We start from the raw sequence: 21,549 nt of genomic DNA, 5'->3' as shown, positions 1-21,549 counted from the left end.
AATGTTGCATGAACCAAGCTGCCAACGCCAATCTGTTTTCCCGCCTGTTCGACGGCCTGGACGATCCCAAGCGCCTCGCAATCGAGACGCATGACGGCGCCCGTATCAGCTATGGCGATCTGATCGCGCGCGCGGGGCAGATGGCGAATGTGCTGGTCGCACGCGGCGTGAAGCCCGGCGGTCGCGTCGCGGTGCAGGTGGAGAAATCGGTCGCCAACATCGTGCTGTATCTGGCCACCGTGCGGGCCGGCGCGGTCTATCTGCCGCTGAACACCGCCTATACGCTGAATGAGCTCGACTACTTCATCGGCGATGCCGAGCCGTCGCTGGTGGTTTGCGATCCCTCCAAGGCGGAAGGCCTCGCCCCGATCGCCGCCAAGGTGAAGGCCAAGGTCGAAACGCTCGGGCCTGACGGCAAGGGCTCGCTGACGGACGCCGCCGACAAGGCGAGCGGCGAGTTCGCGACGGTGTCGCGCACAAGCGACGACCTCGCCGCGATCCTCTACACATCTGGCACCACGGGCCGCTCCAAGGGCGCGATGCTCACCCACGACAATCTGGCGTCGAACTCGCTCAGCCTTGTCGGCTACTGGCGCTTCACCGACAAGGACATCTTGATCCACGCGCTGCCGATCTACCACACCCACGGCCTGTTCGTTGCGACCAACGTGACGCTGTTCGCGCGCGCGTCGATGATCTTCCTGCCGAAGCTCGATCCGGATTTGATCATCAAGCTGATGGCGCGCGCCACCGTGCTGATGGGCGTTCCGACCTTCTACACACGTCTTCTGCAGAACCCCGCGCTGTCGCGCGAGACAGCGAAGCACATGCGACTGTTCATCTCGGGCTCGGCCCCGCTGCTGGCGGAGACCCACCGTGAATGGTCGGCGCGCACGGGCCATGCGGTGCTCGAGCGCTATGGCATGACCGAGACCAACATGAACACGTCGAACCCCTATGACGGCGAGCGCGTGCCCGGCGCAGTTGGCTTCCCGCTGCCGGGCGTCTCGTTGCGCGTCACCGACCCCGAGACAGCGAAGGAACTGCCGCGCGAAGAAATCGGCATGATCGAGGTGAAGGGCCCGAACGTATTTAGGGGTTACTGGCGCATGCCGGAGAAGACCAAGGCCGAATTCCGGCCTGACGGCTTCTTCATCACCGGCGATCTCGGCAAGATCGACAGCAAGGGCTACGTCCACATTCTCGGCCGCGGCAAGGACCTCGTGATCTCCGGCGGCTTCAACGTTTATCCGAAGGAAATCGAGAGCGAGATCGACGCCATGCCGGGCGTGGTCGAATCCGCCGTGATCGGCGTGCCGCACGCCGATTTCGGCGAAGGCGTCACGGCCGTCCTCGTCTGCAACAAGGGCGCCGAGGTCAGCGAAGCCTCGGTGCTGAAGGCACTCGACGGACGGCTCGCAAAATTCAAGATGCCCAAGCGCGTCTTCGTCGTCGACGAGCTGCCGCGCAACACCATGGGCAAGGTGCAGAAGAACATTTTGCGCGAGACGTATAAAGATATCTACGCGAAGAAATAGGCGTGGGCTCGTCGCGACGGTCCTCTCGACGCTGTTCTAATCGGGAAGAGCTACCCACCACACAACGCGCTGTCATGCCCCGGCTTGCCGCCTTCGCTAAAGCTTCGGCGGCCGAGCACCCTTGTGGCCCCGGCGAAGCCTTGGCGGAGCCGTGACCGGGGCATCCAGTACGCCGCGGCCTCTCGGCTCAATCATTGCGGTCTCTGGAATACTGGATCGCCCGATCGAGTCGGGCGATGACAGCGGAGTGTGTGGCGCGTGCTTCGGCCCAGGCCCATCACTGCCCGCCGACCAGGCTCATCACAAACCTGCTGCCGACAATAAACAGATAGCACCCGAACGCCACCTCCAGCGTCCGCTTCGACATCGCATGCGCGGCTCTTACGCCGAGCGGCGCGGTGACGAGGCTCATCGGCATCACCAGCACGGCGCCGATCAACGAGACGTAGCCGAGCGCGAACGGGATTTGCAGGGCCGTGACGGCCGGATAGTTCGCCGCCGCCGGCCAGCCGGCATAGATGTAGCCGAGCGCGCCGGGGATCGAGATCAAGACCGCGAGCGCCGACGAGGTCGCGACCGCCTGATGAATGGGACGGCTGTAGAAGGTCATCAGCAGGTTCGAGAACAGTCCGCCGCCGATGCCCATCAGGGTCGAGAGGATGCCGACACAGAAGCCGTAGGCGCGCATCAAGGCGCCCTTCGGCAGATCATCGCCGAGCTTCCAGGTCTCGCGCGCGAAGATGAGCCGGACCGCGGCTGACCAGGCGACGGCGACGAACACGATCTTGAACAGCCGTTCCGGCGCGTAGCGCGCGACCACGCTGCCGGCGATGACGCCGATCACGATCGGCAGCCACCACACGCGCAGGATCGCCATGTCGACGGCGCCGCGTTTGTAATGCGCCTGAAACGAGCGGATCGAGGTCGGGATGATCACCGCGAGCGAGGTGCCGACGCAGAGCGGCATGCGCACCTCCAGCGGCACGCCGGCGATGCGAAAGCATTCGTAGAACACTGGCACGAGAATCGCGCCGCCACCAATGCCGAACACCCCGGCCAAAAATCCCGAGAGCGCGCCGGTTGCGATCAGCAACAGCGCAAGCTCCACGATCTCCTTGATGTCGAGCCCTGCAATCACCTCTGACCTGCCCCGGCGACTGGTCGCTGCGGCGCCGAGATGTCGCTTCGGAACGCCGCGTAGGGAGCATTAGGCGATCTGATTCGCGCGGTCGACACACCGAACCTCCCGGCTGGGGTGGAATGCAGAGTGCGCATATCCGATGGGGGTCGAACGGAAGCGGAATGGGAAGGCCCGTTCGCGTGTGCGGACGAGTTTTGCGCTACGACTGGGCCACCTCCGGCCGATTTGGACGGGATGGTCCGTTTAGAGGCGTTCCAATAGCAATTTCAACGCACCTCGGGCCCCGCAGAAGAAATGAATAATTATTCTTTACTTGGTTGGCGGACCGACGCTCTGGTATACCAAGCCACTGATTGGCCTTGTTTCATCAACGCTCTAGAGCTGAACCGTCGTTCGATTTATGGCGATTTGGTGATTGCGCCAGCGAAATCGACTCCGTAAATAGAGCCGACCTTTCCGATCCCCGCGCGCCCTTCTGTTGGGCCGCAATACAACATCAAAGCCCATGACCGCACGGATCGAACGACCGCTCTCACCACACATGCAAGTGTACCGTTGGACGCTGACGATGGCGCTGTCCATCGTCCATCGCGCCACCGGTATCGCCCTCTACGTCGGAACCCTGCTGCTGGTCTGGTGGCTGATCGCGGCGGCCTCCGGCCCCGCCGCCTACGCGCACGTCCAGGCCTTCGCCGGCAGCATCATCGGACGGCTGATCGTGTTCGGCTACACTTGGGCGCTGATGCACCATATGCTCAGCGGCATCCGGCATTTCGTCTGGGATCTCGGCTACGGCTTCAAGGCCAATGAGCGGGAAGCGCTGACCTGGGGCGCCCTGATCGGGGGCATCGCGCTGACGGTGCTGATCTGGATCATCGCCTATGCGATCGGAGGTGGACGATGAGCGCAACCGATACGCCGAAGCGCAGCATGCGCACCCCGCTTGGCCGCGTCCGCAATCTCGGCGCCGCGCATTCGGGCACGTCCGATTTCTGGCGCCAGCGCATCACCGGCGTCGCCATGACGCTGCTGATGATCCCGGTTCTGGTGATCATCATGATGCTGCTCGGCCGCAACCAGATCGGCGCCGCGCAGATTCTCAGCTCCATTCCCGTCGCGGTGATCCTGATCCTCTTCATCTTCGCCAGCGCCTGGCACATGAAAATCGGCATGCAGGTGGTGATCGAGGACTACGTCCATAACGAGAAGCTGAAGCTCATCTCCATCATGCTCAACAACTTCTTCTCGGTCGCCGTGGCGCTCGCCTCGACCTACGCGATCCTGAAACTGTCATCCGGAGTGTAACCCATGGCCACCACAACGAATGGCTCGGGCAATGGCGCTCCCGCCACCAACGGCAAAGCCTATCCGATCGAAGACCACACCTATGACGTCGTCGTGGTCGGCGCCGGCGGCGCGGGCCTGCGCGCCGTGGTTGGCTGCAGCGAAGCCGGCCTCCGCACCGCCTGCATTACAAAAGTGTTCCCGACCCGCTCGCACACGGTTGCAGCGCAGGGCGGCATCTCGGCCGCGCTCGGCAACATGCACCGGGACGACTGGCGCTGGCACATGTACGACACCGTGAAGGGGTCGGACTGGCTCGGCGACCAGGACGCGATCGAATACATGGTGCGGAACGCGCCGGAAGCCGTCTATGAGCTCGAGCATTGGGGCGTGCCGTTCTCGCGCACCGAGGACGGCAAGATCTATCAGCGCCCGTTTGGCGGCATGACCATGGACTTCGGCAAGGGTCAGGCGCAGCGCACCTGCGCCGCCGCCGACCGCACCGGTCACGCGATGCTGCACACGATGTACGGCCAGTCGCTGCGCCACGCGGCCGAGTTCTTCATCGAGTTCTTCGCCATCGACCTGATCATGGACGACCAGGGCGCCTGCCGCGGCGTGATTGCGCTCAAGCTCGACGACGGCACGCTGCACCGCTTCCGCGCCCAGACCACGATTCTGGCGACCGGCGGCTACGGCCGCGCCTATGCCTCCTGCACCTCGGCGCACACCTGCACCGGCGACGGCGGCGGCATGGTGCTGCGTGCCGGCCTGCCGCTGCAGGACATGGAGTTCGTGCAGTTCCACCCGACCGGCATCTATGGCGCGGGCTGCCTCGTCACCGAAGGCGCGCGCGGCGAAGGCGGCTATCTCGTCAACTCCGAGGGCGAGCGCTTCATGGAGCGCTATGCGCCGTCGGCGAAGGACCTCGCCTCGCGCGACGTCGTCTCGCGCGCGATGACGATCGAGATCCGCGAGGGCCGCGGCGTCGGCAAGAAGAAGGACCACATCTTCCTGCATCTCGACCACCTCGATCCCGCGGTGCTGGCCGAGCGGCTGCCCGGTATCTCCGAATCCGCAAAGATCTTCGCCAATGTCGACGTGACGCGGGAGCCGATCCCGATCGTGCCGACCACGCACTACAACATGGGCGGCATTCCCACCAATTATCACGGCGAAGTGCTGACCAAGAAGGACGGCGACGATAATGCTGTGGTCCCCGGCCTGATGGCGCTCGGCGAAGCCGCCTGCGTTTCCGTGCACGGCGCTAACCGCCTTGGCTCCAACTCGCTGATCGACCTCGTCGTGTTCGGCCGCGCTGCGGCGCTGCGCTGCGCCGAGAAGCTGACGCCCAACGCCGAGCAGCCGGAGCTGCCGGCGAACTCGGCCGAGATGGCGCTCGGCCGCCTCGACCATTACCGCTACGCTTCCGGCGGCACGCCGACGGCGAAGCTGCGCGAGGGCATGCAGCACGTGATGCAGAACAACTGCGCGGTGTTCCGCACCGGTGAGGTCTTGAGCGAAGGCCAGAACCTGATCGCGAAGGTCCACAGCGGCATCACCGACATCGCGGTGTCCGACCGCTCGCTGGTGTGGAATTCGGATCTCGTCGAGACGCTCGAATTCGACAATCTGATCTCGCAGGCGGTGGTGACGATGAACTCGGCCGCCAACCGCACCGAGAGCCGCGGCGCCCATGCGCGCGAGGATTTCTCCGAGCGCGACGACAAGAACTGGATGAAGCACACGCTGGCCTGGCTGGACGATTCCGGCAAGGTCAAGATCGACTACCGCCCGGTTCACGACTACACCATGACCAACGACGTGCAGTACATTCCGCCGAAGGCGCGGGTGTACTGATCGAACAGCGAAGGCCCTATCGAAATGGTTGAATTCGCACTTCCGAAGAACTCCAAGATCACTGGCGGCAAGACCTGGCCGAAGCCTGCGGGCGCGACCGAGCTCCGCGAGTTCAAGGTCTATCGCTGGAATCCGGACGACGGCAAGAATCCGAGCGTCGACACCTACTACGTCGACACCAATGATTGCGGTCCGATGGTGCTGGACGGCCTGATCTGGATCAAGAACCACATCGACCCGTCGCTGACCTTCCGCCGCTCCTGCCGCGAAGGCGTCTGCGGCTCCTGCGCCATGAACATCGATGGCCAGAACACGCTGGCCTGCACCCGCTCGATGCACGACGTGAAGGACGGCGCGGTGAAGATCAATCCGCTGCCGCATCAGCCCGTCGTGAAGGACCTCGTCCCCGACCTCACCAATTTCTACGCGCAGTACGCCTCGATCGAGCCGTGGCTGAAGACGACCTCGCCGACGCCGCAGAAGGAATGGCGCCAGAGCCACGAGGACCGCGAGAAGCTGGACGGCCTCTACGAATGCATCCTGTGTGCCTGCTGCTCGACCTCCTGCCCGAGCTATTGGTGGAACAGCGAGCGCTATCTCGGCCCCGCCGCGCTGCTGCAGGCCAACCGCTGGGTGTCCGATTCGCGGGATGAAGCGACCGGCGAACGGCTCGACGATCTCGAGGACCCCTTCCGCCTCTATCGCTGCCACACCATCATGAACTGCGCCAAGGCCTGCCCGAAGGGCCTCAACCCGGCCGAGGCCATCGCCGAGCTCAAGCTCAAGATGGTCGAGCGCCAGATCTGAGACGAATGTCCCCGGCCGGGCCGGCCGGGGTATTCTGCGATCGCAGTCAATTTGAGCAGAATTTTCTCCAACCCGCTGCGCGCGCAAGTTTTAGGTCCACAACCAGCGGTTTTCGCATAAGCTGCTTCCTTCCCTGCGCGAGATTCAGTTAAGCTCGCGCCAGGGACCGGAGCGACTGTGCAGAGGGCGCAACGCAACTCGCTGAGGCTGTTGCAGTGGATGATGGCGGCATCCCTGGCGCTGCCGATTGCGCTATTCGTCATTGCGGCCACGATCTCCTACACGTCGACGAATGACATCGCCGACCGCGAGATCGAGCGCACCCTCGACGTCGCGCATGAGCATGCGCTGAAGGTGTTCGAGACCATCGACCGCAGCCTTGCCGAGCTCAACGAGGTCGTGCGCAACCTTTCCGACGATACCATCCGCGCGCGCGAGCCGGCTTTGCACCGTCGCCTGAAGCGGCTGACCGATTCGCTGCCGCAGCTCAAATCGGCCTGGATCTTCGATGCGGACGGAAAAGCGCTGGTCAACAGCCTCGCCTCGCCGCCACCGGCGCTGAGCTTTACGGACCGCGATTACTTCTATTCCCACATCGACCAGAGCATCGGCACGTTCATCGGCATGCCGCTGACGCCACGCGCGCCCTATCAGGGCGCGCGCTTCTTCAGCGTCAGTCGCCGCCGCGATTCCGACGACGGCAACTTCATCGGTGTGATCCAGGCCTCCGTCCTGCCGGAATATTTCGAAAGCTTCTATGCCAGGATCGGCTCCGATCCCGGCAGCTTCTTCGCAATGGGCCGTGCCGACGGCGCCGTGCTCGCGCATTTCCCACGGCTCAACCACGACCTGCGGCTCGACCCGGGCGGCCCGGTTGGCCAGCAGATTGCCGGCCAGCCCGAGCGTGGCCTAATGACCATCGCCTGGCCATCGGACGGGATCGAGCGCCGCATCGGCTACCGGCGCGTTGCCGAATATCCGATCTATGTCAGCGCCGGGCTCGAAACCTCGGCGATCCGGGCACGCTGGTTCGCCACCATGGGCCAGCATCTGGTGTTCGGCATTCCCGCCACCGCGCTGCTGTTCCTGCTGCTCGCCTTCGCATTCCGCCGCACCCAGCATCTTCAGGCCGAGGCCGCAGCGCGGCGCGAAGCCGAGGACGCGCTCAAGCACAGCCAGCGCCTGGAGGCGCTCGGGCAGCTCACCGGCGGCGTCGCGCACGACTTCAACAATCTGCTGACGGTGATCCGCGCCTCGGTCGACCTGCTGAATCGCCCGCAACTGACGGAGGAGCGGCGACAGCGCTACATCACGGCCATCGCGGACGCAGTCGCACGCGCCGCCAAGCTGACCTCGCAGCTGCTCGCCTTTGCGCGGCGCCAGACCCTGAAGCCAGAGGTGTTCGACGTCGGCCAGCGCATGCAGTCGCTGCACGACATGCTGGCAACGCTGCTCGGGCCCGCCATCGAGATCGTCACGCGGCTGCCGGCCGAGCCCTGTCTCGTCAATGCCGATGCCGGCCAGTTCGAGACCGCACTGATCAACATGGCGACCAACGCGCGCGATGCGATGCAGGGCAAGGGCAGGATCATCTTCGAGGTCGAGGCCGCGATGACCATTCCGGACACGCTGGCTCCTGTCTCCGGCAACCATGGCTTCGTCCGCGTCACCGTCAGCGACACCGGGATCGGCATTCCTGCGGCGCGACTCGGGCGCATCTTCGAGCCGTTCTTCACCACCAAGCAGGTCGGCCACGGCACCGGTCTCGGCCTGTCCCAGGTGTTCGGCTTCGCTCGGCAATCCGGCGGCGAGGTGACGGTCACGAGCGAGGTGGGGCAAGGCAGCACCTTCTCGCTCTATCTGCCGCGCGTGCCGCCGGACCTGCGGTCGCAGCGGCTGGCGCCGAACACGGCGCCGGCGGTGGCCGGCAGTGGCATGTCGGTGCTGGTGGTCGAGGACAACATCGAGCTCGCCAATTTTGCCGCCGACGGCCTCACCGAGATCGGCTACAGCATCACGCTGGTCGACAATGCGACCGATGCACTTGCCGAGCTCATCGTGGACGCCAATCGTTTCGACGTCGTGTTCTCGGACGTGGTGATGCCCGGGATGACCGGGCTCGACCTGGCGCAGGCGGTCCGCGACCGCGGCATCGGCGTGCCTGTCGTGCTGACCACGGGCTACAGCCAGGCCCTGTCGCAGGATGGCGCTGCCGGCTTCGATCTCGTGCAGAAGCCCTATTCGATCGAAGAGTTGTCGCGCGTTCTGCACCGGGCCGCACGGCTGCGACGTGTGCGAGATGGCGCCGCCGAATGATTCGGTGATCGGAACCGAAGGGAACCGGTTGATTTCCTTCGCGTTGTCCGCCCATGCACAAGCCCGCCGTGAAGCGCGAACAGGGCGAGAAGCCGCCCATTGGAGAGATCAAAGGCGAGAACGGCGATGAAGTGGCACCGCCGCCGCCTCCCGAGCTGCTCGAACCCGACCCCGAACTATCACCCGAGGAAGCCGAACAGGTCCGCAAAGATTATCTGCTGACGCGCTTCTGGATCAGCGCGCGCGACTTCTGGGGCCGTAACGGCGACCGCCTGGCCTGGCCGTTCTCGATCGGCCTCGGCGTGCTGATCATCCTGACCGTCGGCTTCCAGTACGGTATCAACGTCTGGAATCGCGCCATCTTCGACGCCATCGAGCAGCGCGATGCGACGAGTGTCTTCCATCTCAGCGCAATGTTCTTCCCGCTCGCGATCGGCAGCATCGCGCTCGGCGTCGCCCAGGTGTTTGCGCGCATGAGCATTCAGCGGCGCTGGCGCGCCTGGCTCACGGCAAGCGTGCTGACACGCTGGCTTGCCAACGGCCGCTATTATCAGCTCAACCTCGTCGGCGGCGACCACAATAATCCCGAATACCGCATCGCCGAGGATTTGCGCATTGCGACCGACTCGCCGGTCGATTTCCTCGCCGGCGTGACGTCGGCGCTGCTATCGGCCGTGACCTTCATCATCGTGCTCTGGACCATCGGCGGCGCGCTCACCGTCACGCTCGGCGGCTCAAGCATCACCATTCCCGGATTCCTGGTGATCGCCGCGATCCTCTACGCCGCGATCGCGTCCAGCTCGATCGTGGTGATCGGCCGCCGCTTCGTGCAGATCTCCGAAGACAAGAACCAGGCCGAAGCCGATTTCCGCTACACGCTGACGCGCGTGCGCGAGCACGGCGAGAGCATCGCGCTGCTCGGCGGCGAAGAGGAGGAACGCGATGGCATCGACCGCAATTTCACCAGCGTGCTTCGGCAATGGGCGCGCCTGGCCGGACAACACATGCGCACGACGCTTGTCTCGCAGGGCTCCAGCCTGGTTGCGCCCGTGGTCCCTCTCCTGCTCTGTGCGCCAAAATTCCTCGACGGCAGCATGACGCTGGGTCAGGTGATGCAGGCGGCCTCCGCCTTCACCATCGTGCAGAGCGCGTTCGGCTGGCTGGTCGACAATTATCCGCGGCTTGCCGACTGGAACGCCTGCGCGCGCCGCATCGCCTCGTTGATGATGTCGCTCGACGGCCTCGAGCGCGCCGAGCAGGGCGATGGCCTTGGCCGCATCCAGCGCGGCGAGACCGGCAATGATGCCATGCTGGAGTTGAAAGACCTTTCCGTCACGCTCGACGACGGCACCGCGGTGGTCGGCGAGACCGAAGTGGTGATCGAACCGGGCGAGCGGCTTCTGGTCGCGGGCGAATCCGGCACCGGCAAGAGCACGCTGGTGCGCGCCATCGCAGGGCTCTGGCCGTGGGGCGGCGGCAGCGTCAATTTCCATCCCGACCGGCGGCTGTTCATGCTGCCGCAGCGGCCCTACGTGCCCTCGGGATCGCTGCGCCGCGCGGTCGCCTATCCCGGTGCCGCCGACGACTGGACGATCGAGGAGATCGGCCAGGTCCTGCGCAAGGTCGGTCTCGCTCACCTCAAGGAGAAGATCGAGGAGGAGGCGCCGTGGGACCAGACGCTATCAGGCGGCGAGAAGCAGCGCCTCGCCTTTGCGCGGCTGTTGCTGCACAGCCCCGACATCGTCGTGCTCGACGAGGCCACATCCGCGCTCGACGAGAAGAGCCAGGACAAGATGATGAAGATGGTCACCGACGAGCTGCCGAAGGCGACCATCGTCAGCGTCGCGCATCGCGCCGAGCTCGAGGCCTTCCACAGCCGCAAGATCGTGCTGGAGCGCCGCAAGAGCGGCGCCAAGCTCGTCAGCGACGTCGACCTGATCCCGCGCAAAGGCAAGCGCAAGCTGCTCGGCCGCATCCTGCGCCAGCGCATGGCCTCGCCGAAAAAGGCGGCGTGAGGCCCGTAGCCCGGATGGAGCGCAGCGCAATCCGGGACAGGTCCCCCAGACGCGAGAATCCTGGATTACGCTACGCTCCATCCAGGCTACAACCCGCCGTTGGAGTCCTCATCAAAACCGGCTATGCATGCGCCGCCTGCAACGAGGACCTTCTGGCTTGACCGACAACGCCCCTTCGTCCGCGCCGTTCGGCGCGTTTGCGCCGAATGCGGCGCAGGCCGCGCTCATTCGCCTCGCCCAACAGTCTGGGCTGAAGCGCGGCGCCTTCCGGCCCTGGATGTCGCGACTGGTCAACCTGCTGCGCGGCGGTCCGGTCGACGTGCAGTATCAGGGCGCCTCGTTCCGCTTCTATCACCAGGGCAGTGCGACCGAGCGCGGCGCACTGTTCAATCCCGACTACAATCTCGACGAGCTCGATTTCCTGCGTCAGCACACCCCGGCGGGCGGCACGTTCGTCGACGTCGGCGCCAATGTCGGCACGTTTGCGCTGGTGATGGCGCGGCAGGTCGGCACCAAAGGCAAGGTCGTTGCGATCGAACCACATCCGACGACATTTGCGCGGCTCGCGTTCAATCACGCCGCATCGAAAGCGACGCAGGTGCGCCTGGTGCAGGCCGCGGCAGGCGACAGCGACGGCGAGCTGATGATCGAAAGCGGCGGCGGCAATCTCGGTGCTACCCACGTCGTCACCGGCGCCGTGAGCGCCGAGGCCATCAAGGTCCCGTCACTGCGGCTGACGCGCATTCTCGACGAAGCCGGCGTCACGCAAGTCGATTCGCTCAAGATCGACGTCGAGGGCTTTGAGGACCGGGTGCTGATCGGCTTCTTCCGCGACGCGCCGAAATCGCTGTGGCCGCACGCGGTCGTCATCGAGCACCTGTCACAAAACGAATGGCAGCAGGATTGTATTGCCGACATGGTCGCGCGCGGCTTTGCCATCGCGCGCAAGACGCGGAGCAATACGTTCCTGTCGCGCTGACAGGGACGAACAGCGGAGGTTGCGATGATTGATCACATGGGTTTCTCCGTCTCCGACTATGAGCGCGCCAAGGCGTTCTACGCCAAGGCGCTGGCGCCGCTCGGCTACAGCCTGATCATGGAAGTGACGGCAGAGCAGACCGGGCACGCCGCGGCCGCAGGTTTTGGCCCCGACGGCAAGCCCGATTTCTGGATCGGCGGCGAAGGCGCGATGAATAAGCCGGTGCACGTCGCCATTCACGCCAAGGACCGTGCCACGGTGGACGCGTTCCACAAGGCGGCAATCGCGGCGGGCGGGCGCGACAACGGCCCGCCCGGCATCCGCCCGCATTATCATGCGAACTACTACGGAGCGTTCGTGCTCGATCCCGACGGGCACAACATCGAGGCGGTCTGTCACGCACCGGAATAAGCCGCGTTCCACACCACGCGAAAAGGGAACATCGGCACGGCATCATCGTTATCGTCCTCTGGACAATTGATTCACGAAGGTGCCGATGCCGATCGAGCCGCCTGAGATTCCGCCGACAACACCGGGGACTCCGACCGAGCCGCCTCCTGGAATTCCGCCGGGCAATCCGCAACCCGACATCACGCCGCCGATGCACGAGCCTGGCGAAACACCGCGACCGGATGAATTGCCGCCGCACGTTCCCGAAGAGATTCCACGACGCGGACCGAACGGACCGCTCACGCCCAATCCTGCGACGGACGCACCTTCGCCGCGGGACCCCACATGAGGCGAGCGATCACATGTGGGGCGATTGCAACCTGCGTCTGAATGCGCAATGAACGTCGTCATAGTGAGGTGATTTGCGTGCAGAAATAAATCGGGCCGCGACCGCTTGGCCCGCCACATTCCGGCCTAACGCGTAGCTGTTCATCCCAACACTTCGTCAAAGAACCTTCCCGGGGAAGTTCACCACCATGACCAACCTTCGTTTCGTGCTGCTTGCAACGACGGCTCTGACCGCGATGCAATTCGCAAGCTCCGCATCGCATGCGCAAAGTGCGCCGCCGCTCGTCGTCGCACAGGCCCAGCCACAAGAGACGGGCCCTGACGGAAAACCGAAGCAGCCGCCGAAGGGACCGCCTGCGGCCGCGCCGCCCGCGCGCCCGGCCACACCGCCGCCTGCGGCTGCACCGCCCCATCCGCCCGCCGCGCCTCCGCCGGCGGCCGCACCGCCGCGCCCGGCAACGCCGCCACCGCCGTCGCCTCCACCTGCGGCCCGTCCGGCTCCGCCGCCACCACCCCCGCCGCCTGCCGCACCGAAGCCGCCCTCACCGCCGCCGGCCGCGGCGCCGCAGCAGCATGCGCCGACCCCGCCCCCTCCGGCACCGCCTGCAGCGCGTCCGTCTCCCACGCCGCCACCCCCGCCGCCTGCCGCGAAGCAGCCTTCGCCACCGCCGGCCGCGGCGCCGCAGCAACACGCGCCCACACCACCGCCGCCTGCGGCTCGCCCGACTCCGACGCCGCCGCCTCCGGCAGCGGGTCCCGCAGGGCGGCCTGCGCCCACAGCGACGCCCCCTGCTCCGGCAGCAGCGCCCGCGGCTCGCCCGGGCGCACCTGCCCCGGCGACCACACCGACACCGACTCCCGCGCCGACTGCGACTCCGGCCCCCGGCAGCACGCCCGCGGCTCCGCCGCCGGGCCGCCCAGGCGCGCCGCCGCCCGGCGCACGTCCCGGCACGCCTCCGGCTGCAGGATCACCGTCGCCGGCTCCAACGGCCACGCCGGCACCAGGTGGCGGCACGCCGACGCCTCCGCCCGGACGTCCCGGTGCAGCACCGACGCCTGCTCCCGGCGCAACCCCGGGCGCGACGCCGACCCCTGGCCCTCAGGGTGGGACGCCGCCTGCAGGCGCGCCCGCTGCCGGAACTCCGGCTGCACCGCCCCAGGCCGGCGGCCTCCCGCCTCGGCCTCCGGCTCCAGCCGGTGCAGCAGCACCGACCGTCGTGCCCGGCACGCCGGCCGCAGCGCCGCCGCCGAACCGGGCGCAATACGCTCCGCCCACGGTTGCGCCGGCCTTCCGGGCCGCACCGACGGTCGCAGCACCCTTGCCGCCACCGCCGCGTCCGCCACAGCGTGACCTGACGCCGCTCGCGGTCGGTGCGGGCGTGGTGGCCGGCGCCGTGATCGGCGCCACCATTGCCGACCTCCACAACCAGCGCCGCGAGGTCGTCGAAGGCGGCCGCACCGTCTACACCGAGCCGGACCGCATCATCATCCGCGATCCGGGTGGGCAGGCCTATGTCCGCGGCAACGATCTCTATCGCTTCCGCTACGGCGCCCGCGATATCCGTACCGACACTGTCGGCGGCGAGACCCGCACCGTCGTGGTCCGTCCCGACGGCAGCGAGGTGATCACCGTGGTCGGTGCAGACGGTTCGCTGCTGCGGCGGATCCGCAGGGATCCCGGCGGGCGCGAGATCGTCATCATCGACAACAGCTACCGCGATCCGCGCGCGGTCGGCGGCTTCTATGTCGACGTGCCGCCACCGGTCGTGAACATCCCCTATGATCGCTACATCGTCGATGCCGAGGAGGCGTCGCCGGACGTGATCTACGCGACCATGCAGGCACCGCCGGTGCAGCGGATCGAACGGCGTTACTCGCTCGACGAGATCCGCTACAGCCCCAATGTTCGCATGCAGATGCCGAGCATCGACGTCAACACGATCAACTTCGAGACGGGATCGTGGACCATCCCGCCGGACCAGGCGGCCCGGCTGCAGGTGATCGCCGATGGCCTCAACCAGGCGATCCAGCGCAACCCGCGCGAGGTGTTCCTGATCGAGGGACATACCGACGCGGTCGGCAACGACGTCGACAATCTGTCGCTGTCGGACCGCCGTGCGCAGTCTGCGGCCGAGTTGCTGACGCAGCAGTTCAATGTACCCGCGGAGAACCTGACATCGCAGGGCTACGGCGAGCAGTATCTGAAGGAGCAGACGCAAGGGCCGAGCCGGATCAACCGGCGCGTCACCGTCCGCCGCATCACGCCGCTGCTCAATGGCGGCCAGGCCTCGCTGCCGCCGCCCCCGCCCGGCACCGCGCCGCCGCGCTGAGGCGAAGCACAAATGCAAATGGCCGGGAGCGATCCCGGCCATTTTTGTTTTTAGGCGTAGCCCGGATGGAGCGCAGCGTAGTCCGGGGTTCTCGACGAGCGGCAAGATTCCTGGATTTCGCTGCGCTCCATCCAGGCTACGAGAATCTCAGCCCTTGTCGCTCTCCAGCCGGAAGATCTGCGAGCCTTCGCTGCCCGAGAGCAGGCCGGTGTCGCTGTAGAGCTTCAGCTTGGTGCGCGTGTCGGCGATGTCGAGATTGCGCATGGTGAGCTGGCCGATGCGGTCGGCCGGCGTGAAGGCGGCGTCCTCGACCTTTTCCATGCTGAGCCGCTCCGGCGCATAGGTGAGGTTGGGGCTCTCGGTGTTGAGGATCGAATAGTCGTTGCCGCGGCGCAGCTCCAGCGTGACCTCACCGGTGACGGCGCGCGCGACCCAGCGCTGCGCGGTCTCGCGCAGCATCAGGGCCTGCGAGTCGAACCAGCGGCCCTGATACAGCAAACGGCCGAGACGCATGCCGCTGATGCGGTACTGCTCGATGGTGTCCTCGTTGTGGATGCCGGTGACGAGGCGCTCATAGGCGATGTGCAGCAGCGCCATGCCGGGGGCTTCATAGATGCCGCGGCTCTTGGCCTCGATGATGCGGTTCTCGATCTGATCGCTCATGCCGAGGCCGTGGCGTCCGCCGATCGCATTGGCTTCGAGGAACAGCGCGACGGGATCGGAGAAGGTCTGGCCATTGAGCGCAACCGGCTGGCCTTCCTCGAAACGCACCACGACCTTCTCGGCCTTGACGGCGCAGTCGTCGCGCCAGAACGGCACGCCCATGATCGGGTTGACGATCTTGATGCCGCTGTCGAGGCTCTCGAGATCCTTGGCTTCGTGCGTGGCGCCGAGCAGATTGCTGTCGGTCGAATACGCCTTCTCGGCGCTCATCTTGTAGGCGAAGCCTTGCGCCGTCATGAACGCCGACATCTCGGCGCGGCCGCCGAGCTCGTCGATGAACTGCTGGTCGAGCCAGGGCTTGTAGATCTTCAGGCCGGGATTGGTGAGCAGGCCGTAGCGGTAGAAGCGCTCGATGTCGTTGCCCTTGAAGGTCGAGCCGTCGCCCCAGATGTTGACGCCGTCTTCCTTCATCGCCGCGACCAGCATCGTGCCAGTGACGGCGCGGCCGAGCGGGGTGGTGTTGAAGTAGGTGATGCCGCCGGTCGAGATGTGGAAGGCGCCCGACTGGATCGCGGCGATGCCTTCGTGGACGAGCTGCGTGCGGCAATCGACGAGCCGGGCCTTCTCGGCGCCGAACTCCTGCGCCTTGCGCGGGATCTCGTTGTAGTCGGCTTCATCCGGCTGGCCGAGATTGGCGGTGTAGGCGTAGCAGCGCGCGCCCTTCTGCTTCATCCAGAGCAGCGCCGCGCTGGTGTCGAGCCCGCCCGAAAAAGCGATGCCGACTTTCTCTCCCTTGGGCAGGCTTTTCAGGATGGTGGTCATGGCGCTTCCAATCGGGTCACAAGGGCTGATGTCAGGGCGGGTTTGACCGCGCGAATATCAAATTTCGCACGCCTCGGCACCCATTTAATGGCTCAAATCATGACTCAAATCGACGGCTCGGGACCCGTCTTGCGGCCGAACAGGCGCTGGCGGAGCTGGTAGGCGGGCCAGTTCAGCCGGGTCAGCGCGGCGTCGACCGCCGCGTCCGAAAACCGCGTCCGCGGCCAGCGGTAAATCAGCGCGTAGGCAAACCAGATCACCACGAAACTGACGAGCCCGGCAATCGCCACATCGGTGAAGAAATGTCCGCCGAAGGCCATACGCAGCCCGCTGGTCACAACGCCGAAGATAACCGCTCCGGCATAGGCGAGCGGCCGCCATGCCGGCGGGGCCAGCGCGGCCGGCGCCAGTGTCCAGAACGCGGTCGCGCCCTCGCCCGAGAAGAACGAGCAGTTGCGCGCGCAGCCGCCGCGCGGATCCCACCACGGCACGAACTGCTGGTCGCCGGCAAATTGCGTCACCACCACCGGCCGCGGGCGTCCCCAATAGGTCTTGAAGGTCAGGTTGGTCAGAATGCCGGCCGACATGGTCAGCGTCACCAGCAGGAAAATGATCGCGCGCCCCGACACCATTAGCGGCCGGTCGGGCCGGACCATCTTGACCACGAGCGCGACGAGCGACGGCAATGCGAAGGCCCAGGCGACCCACATCGCCGCGTCACGCGCGAAGCTGGCCCAGCCGTTCAGCTTGAGCGGGAACGTCTTGGTCTGGGGATCGAAGAACAGCGAGGCGAGCTTGAGATCGAGCTCGGGATAGAGGCCGAAGACGAGGCCGATCACGAGCCACAGCGCCAGGGCGACGAAGAGTCCAGTCCGGTTCATGGCGCGCGGTTTAGCGGAGTGGGCGCCCTATGGAAAGGCCCGGCGACAAGGTGCCCGCGCTATGTTTCATCGCTTGCTGACCTTGCCGCACGCCATTGACCCATATTCGCGAAGATGGCCGTTCGCGGCCATGGGCTGCGCTCGGGCTTGCCACTCCAAGTCAAATGCACTTCAGCAACTCGCCCGTCACCGACGAGAAAAATGGCATCGTCGCGATCATCACGGCGAGCAATTAGCCGCAGGCCGCAATTCCAGAGTGGATGTTCCGGACCAATCTCCTTGCGAAGCTCGTCTTCCCAAGCCTTGCAGACATGCTTGTCGATGACGGCATACCAAGGAGCGGTCCAGACCTCCTCCATATTGATCTCCATAATGCTCTAATTGGATGATCGCGACTGCGACGGCAGCGGCGGGGGCGGCCGGCGCGGGGGCGGCGGATCGCGCCAGGCGCCGGCGTTGCGGCCGGCGATCAACCAGTAGACCACGCCGGAGACGATGCCGGCTCCGGTCATGATCTCCAGATGCCGCCGCACGATGCCCTCGAACTGCAACGTGTCGGCGTGAAAGGGAACGAGGCCGAGATAGCAGGCGAGCCCGACGAGGCCGCCGCCGACGGCGTAAGCGAGCGCGCTGCGGATGTAGAGCGCTTCGGTGATTGCGACGATCACCGCCGCCGGCACCAAGGCAAAGCCCGAGACGAAGATGAAGCCGAAACCGAGCAGGACGTCGATCGCGCCCTGATCGACGGGACCTGCGCCGAGATCGGCGAATTCCGGAAACAATAGCGCGACGACCACGATCATGCCGCCGACGAAACAGGCGGCGAGGAAGCCGATGAAGATGACGACGAGGCGGCCGATCAGGGACATGCGCGGAAAGCCATCATGACCGTCATTGCGAGCGAAGCGAAGCAATCCAGAGATGCGTCCGGGGAGACAGTCTGGATTGCTTCGTCGCCACGCTCCTCGCAATGACGAGGATGCGAGAGCGCGAGCATGATCCGCTAGTCCGTCATCGCCATGGCGCGCAGCGCCTGGCGTTCGCGCGCCGAGAGCTTTTCCGTCTCCGACTTGAGTTGGCCGCAGGCGGCGAGGATATCGCGGCCGCGCGGGGTGCGTACCGGCGAGGAATAGCCGGCATTGAAGATGTATTCGGAGAACTTTTCGATCTGATCCCAGTCCGAACATTCATAGGCGGTGCCGGGCCAGGGGTTGAACGGGATCAGGTTGATCTTGGCGGGAATGCCCTTGAGCATCTTTACCAGCAGCTTCGCGTCATCGAGCGAATCATTGACGCCCTTGAGCATCACATATTCGAAGGTGATGCGGCGCGCGTTCGAGGCACCGGGATAGTCGCGGCAGGCCTGCAGCAGCTCCTTGATCGGATATTTGCGGTTGAGCGGCACAAGCTCGTTGCGCAGCTCGTCGCGCACCGCATGCAGCGAGATCGCGAGCATGACACCGATCTCCTCGCCGGCGCGGACGATGTTCGGCACCACGCCCGAGGTCGACAGCGTGATGCGGCGCCGGGAGATGCCGATGCCTTCGTTGTCGCCGACGATCAGCAGCGCATCGCGCACCGCGTCGAAATTGTAGAGAGGCTCGCCCATGCCCATCATCACGATGTTGGTGACGCGGCGCGTGCCGTCCTCGCGATCGGCCCAATCATTCAGGCGATCCCGCGCGACCATCACCTGTCCCACGATCTCGCCGGCGGTGAGGTTGCGCACGAGGCGCTGCGTTCCGGTGTGACAGAAGGCGCAGTTCAGGGTGCAGCCGACCTGCGAGGAGACGCAGAGCGTGCCGCGGTCGGTCTCGGGGATGTAGACGCACTCGACTTCGTGCGCCTTCTCGACATTGTCGCCGCTCGGCAGCCGCAGCAGCCATTTGCGGGTACCGTCGTTGGAGATCTGTTCGGCCACGACCTCGGGCCGGTCGACCGTGAAATGCTGCGCGAGCTCGGCGCGAATGCCTTTCGAGATCGATGTCATCTCGTCGAAGTTTTGGGCGCCGCGGAAATAGAGCCAGTGCCACAGCTGTTGCACGCGCATCTTGCGCTGCGCCGGTGCAACGCCGATCTCGCCGAGGCGATCGGCAAGATCGCTGCGCGACAGGCCGATCAGCGACGGTTTTGCCGGCGGCACATAGGTTTCGAGCGGAGTCTTCTCCACCAATGTTGCGTTGTGCGGCTCGGTCATCGGTTGCCTGAGATTGCTGCTGTCTCGTCATGCCCGGGCTTGTCCCGGGCATCCACGTTCTTTCCCGCCCGGAGCCAGCGCGTGGATGGCCGGGACAAGCCCGGGCATGACGGCAGCACCTTTGGGATAACCCCTATATAGCAACCGGAACAGCCGATTGCGACCTTATCGCCCGCAGCCTTAACGCCGTCGGGCTCAGCGCCTGCAGTCCTGGGCGATCTTATCGAGCGCCTGGGCGAGGCCCTTCAGCGAGAAGGTGTCGGTCGTCTCGGTGCCCTTGGCCGAGACGCCCTTGACCACGAGATCGGCGGATTTGCGCATGGCTTCGACCATCCGCTCCTCCTCGGCCGCGTTCTTGATCCAGAGGCCGTCGCCCTGCGTATACATGGCGAAAGCAGCGCCGCCGACCTCGACCGTCGATTCCGAGCCCGGTTTCAGCGCATAGCCGATCATGACCGAGACTTCGTTATTGACCTTCTCGGCCGGCCGGGTCGACACGAACGCATAGGCAGGATCGCGCGGCCGGTTCGGCGGGTTGGTCTTCGACGACGAGGGCTTGGCCAGCGCGAAGCAAACCTTCTTGCCGTTGGGCGTGGCCGAATAGGCGCCCCAGGTGCCGAACTGGCCGATCAGGGTTGGCTCCGCGCCGCCCGCAACCGCCGCGGTCGGGGCGGCCGGTTTGCTCTCGGGCTTTGCAGCCGTCTTTGCGTGGGTATTGGCCGCCGGCGCGGCTGGCTTCGGTGTCGCCTTCGGCGCCGGTTGCGTCGTCTGCGCCCGCGCGAGATCGGCGATCCCGCACGTCATCATGCCGATCATCAAAACGAAAGCTAGCACCCGCCACATGCTGGAGTGGTTCCCTCAATATTGTGACTGGAAGATGGCCCGGCCGCGTTTTGTCCCCGGGCAGGGATAGCCGGGAAAGTCCAATTTGGGAAGGCAGTTAGCAGGTTTGTCAGCACTAGGCCCTGGATCGCGCGGCGCGCTGCGCAGCCCATTGCGCCTCGCTCCAGCCGAGCAGGTCCTCGGCGCCGGAACTGCGCAAATGCGCGCCGCCGTCGATCACCACCATCTCGCCATTGATATAGCCGGCACGGTCCGAGACCAGGAAGCTGGCGAGGTCGGCAAGTTCGCCGTGCTCGCCGGTGCGGCCGAGGGGGTTGCGCGCGGTCCAGCCTTCGTCGCGGCCCTCGGGGCGGAGCTGCCCCGATGCGCCGGCGGTCGGGAACGGTCCCGGCGCGATGGCGACGGTGCGGATGCCCTTCGGGCCCCATTCCACGGCGAGACTTTTGGTCATCGCCAGCACCGCCGACTTCGCCATCGCCGAGGGCACGGTGAAGGCGCGGCCGGTGATGGTCGAGGTCGAGAGGATCGAGAGCACGACGCCGCCATGCTTGCCCTCGATCCAGCGCCTGCCGGCGGCGAGCGTGCAATACATCGCGCCGTGCAGCGTGGGCGCGAGGATCGCGTCCGCCGCGCGGAAGGAGAGATGCTCGCTCTGCGCGATGAAGGTCGCGGCGGCGTTGTTGACGAGGATATCGAGCGGCGCCTCGCGCCAGATCTGATCCATCATATCGTCGACGGCCGCACCGTCGCGGATGTCGCAGGCGATGGTCGTAACCTTGCCGCCGGTCTGTGCGCGCACCTCACTCGCCGTTGCCTCGAGCCGATCGAGCTTGCGGCCGCAGATCACGAGCTCGGCGCCAAGCGCGAGGAAGCGACGGCCCATCGCAGCGCCGAGGCCCGAGCCGCCACCGGTGACGAGGATGCGCTTGTCCTTGAGCAGGCTTGTTTCAAACATCGTTTGAATCCTCTTTCCTTCTCGCTCCGTCATTGCGAGCGCCGCGAAACAATCCAGACTATTTCCGCCGCACGGACTCTGGATTGCTTCGCTGCGCTCGCAATGACGTGAGGATAGGCCGGCGCGTCGCTTTGGCAAAGAAACCGGATTGTCGCCCGTGCCTAAATCCGGCAAAACCGG

19 protein-coding genes are annotated in these 21,549 nt (G+C 65.7%); 11 read left to right on the top strand and 8 right to left on the bottom strand.

The window, feature by feature from the left end; all coding sequences use genetic code 11:
* Nucleotides 1–8 precede the first annotated feature (8 nt).
* The gene (locus BLV07_RS09295; protein ID WP_091882942.1) at nt 9–1,538 is read left to right on the top strand and encodes a malonate--CoA ligase; all 1,530 of its coding nucleotides are present in this window, start codon (nt 9–11) and stop codon (nt 1,536–1,538) included.
* 277 nt (nt 1,539–1,815) lie between these two features.
* Here the strand turns inward: BLV07_RS09295 and BLV07_RS09290 are convergent, their stop codons facing one another.
* Nucleotides 1,816–2,676: a sulfite exporter TauE/SafE family protein gene (locus BLV07_RS09290; protein WP_091882938.1), complete on the bottom strand. Its 861-nt coding sequence runs from the start codon at nt 2,674–2,676 to the stop codon at nt 1,816–1,818.
* A 508-nt stretch (nt 2,677–3,184) separates the two neighbouring features.
* Here BLV07_RS09290 and sdhC point away from each other — a divergent pair.
* The 10 genes from sdhC to BLV07_RS09240 all read left to right on the top strand — a co-directional run bounded on the left by sdhC (nt 3,185) and on the right by BLV07_RS09240 (nt 15,008).
* Nucleotides 3,185–3,583 carry a succinate dehydrogenase, cytochrome b556 subunit gene (gene sdhC, locus BLV07_RS09285; RefSeq protein ID WP_091882935.1) on the top strand — a complete coding sequence of 133 codons (399 nt, stop codon included), beginning with the start codon at nt 3,185–3,187 and terminating at the stop codon, nt 3,581–3,583.
* Nucleotides 3,580–3,984, top strand: coding sequence for a succinate dehydrogenase, hydrophobic membrane anchor protein (gene sdhD / locus BLV07_RS09280; protein WP_091882932.1), 405 nt, complete (start codon nt 3,580–3,582; stop codon nt 3,982–3,984). Before sdhC ends, sdhD begins: the two co-directional genes overlap by 4 nt.
* 3 nt (nt 3,985–3,987) lie before the next feature.
* On the top strand, nt 3,988–5,823 hold the full coding sequence (gene sdhA, locus BLV07_RS09275) for a succinate dehydrogenase flavoprotein subunit (protein ID WP_091882929.1): 1,836 nt from the start codon (nt 3,988–3,990) through the stop codon (nt 5,821–5,823).
* Between the two features lie 24 nt (nt 5,824–5,847).
* Entirely contained in the window at nt 5,848–6,630 is a 783-nt protein-coding gene (locus BLV07_RS09270) for a succinate dehydrogenase iron-sulfur subunit (protein ID WP_091882926.1), read from the top strand.
* 177 nt (nt 6,631–6,807) lie between these two features.
* Nucleotides 6,808–8,946, top strand: a complete 2,139-nt coding sequence (locus tag BLV07_RS09265) for a hybrid sensor histidine kinase/response regulator family protein (protein ID WP_091882923.1) — start codon at nt 6,808–6,810, stop codon at nt 8,944–8,946.
* A gap of 53 nt (nt 8,947–8,999) precedes the next feature.
* On the top strand, nt 9,000–10,961 hold the full coding sequence (locus tag BLV07_RS09260; protein WP_091882920.1) for an ABC transporter ATP-binding protein/permease: 1,962 nt from the start codon (nt 9,000–9,002) through the stop codon (nt 10,959–10,961).
* 157 nt (nt 10,962–11,118) lie between these two features.
* On the top strand, nt 11,119–11,940 hold the full coding sequence (locus tag BLV07_RS09255) for an FkbM family methyltransferase (protein WP_143035371.1): 822 nt from the start codon (nt 11,119–11,121) through the stop codon (nt 11,938–11,940).
* A 24-nt stretch (nt 11,941–11,964) separates the two neighbouring features.
* Nucleotides 11,965–12,351: a VOC family protein gene (locus BLV07_RS09250; protein ID WP_091882914.1), complete on the top strand. Its 387-nt coding sequence runs from the start codon at nt 11,965–11,967 to the stop codon at nt 12,349–12,351.
* Between the two features lie 85 nt (nt 12,352–12,436).
* A complete protein-coding gene (locus BLV07_RS48705) occupies nt 12,437–12,679 on the top strand; it encodes a hypothetical protein (protein ID WP_091882910.1) in 243 nt (80 codons plus the stop codon).
* A gap of 187 nt (nt 12,680–12,866) precedes the next feature.
* Nucleotides 12,867–15,008 carry an OmpA family protein gene (locus BLV07_RS09240; protein WP_091882907.1) on the top strand — a complete coding sequence of 714 codons (2,142 nt, stop codon included), beginning with the start codon at nt 12,867–12,869 and terminating at the stop codon, nt 15,006–15,008.
* A gap of 147 nt (nt 15,009–15,155) precedes the next feature.
* Here the strand turns inward: BLV07_RS09240 and argG are convergent, their stop codons facing one another.
* The 7 genes from argG to BLV07_RS09205 form a co-directional block, all read right to left on the bottom strand.
* The gene (gene argG, locus BLV07_RS09235; protein WP_091882904.1) at nt 15,156–16,493 is read right to left on the bottom strand and encodes an argininosuccinate synthase; all 1,338 of its coding nucleotides are present in this window, start codon (nt 16,491–16,493) and stop codon (nt 15,156–15,158) included.
* 104 nt (nt 16,494–16,597) lie between these two features.
* Complete coding sequence (locus BLV07_RS09230) at nt 16,598–17,374, bottom strand: phosphatase PAP2 family protein (protein ID WP_091882901.1); 777 nt, start codon at nt 17,372–17,374, stop codon at nt 16,598–16,600.
* Between the two features lie 59 nt (nt 17,375–17,433).
* A complete protein-coding gene (locus BLV07_RS09225) occupies nt 17,434–17,733 on the bottom strand; it encodes a hypothetical protein (protein WP_143035370.1) in 300 nt (99 codons plus the stop codon).
* 18 nt (nt 17,734–17,751) lie between these two features.
* Entirely contained in the window at nt 17,752–18,243 is a 492-nt protein-coding gene (locus tag BLV07_RS09220) for a hypothetical protein (RefSeq protein WP_091883079.1), read from the bottom strand.
* Between the two features lie 134 nt (nt 18,244–18,377).
* Entirely contained in the window at nt 18,378–19,571 is a 1,194-nt protein-coding gene (gene rlmN, locus BLV07_RS09215) for a dual-specificity RNA methyltransferase RlmN (RefSeq protein WP_091882895.1), read from the bottom strand.
* 195 nt (nt 19,572–19,766) lie between these two features.
* Nucleotides 19,767–20,414, bottom strand: a complete 648-nt coding sequence (locus BLV07_RS09210; protein ID WP_091882892.1) for an invasion associated locus B family protein — start codon at nt 20,412–20,414, stop codon at nt 19,767–19,769.
* Between the two features lie 115 nt (nt 20,415–20,529).
* A complete protein-coding gene (locus BLV07_RS09205) occupies nt 20,530–21,369 on the bottom strand; it encodes an SDR family oxidoreductase (protein ID WP_091882889.1) in 840 nt (279 codons plus the stop codon).
* Nucleotides 21,370–21,549 lie beyond the last annotated feature (180 nt).

The sequence above is a fragment of the Bradyrhizobium sp. Rc2d genome, from assembly GCF_900099855.1.
Lineage (GTDB): Bacteria > Pseudomonadota > Alphaproteobacteria > Rhizobiales > Xanthobacteraceae > Bradyrhizobium.
The sequence above is the reverse complement of the archived record's forward strand: the minus strand, read 5'-3'. Positions and strand labels throughout refer to the sequence as shown.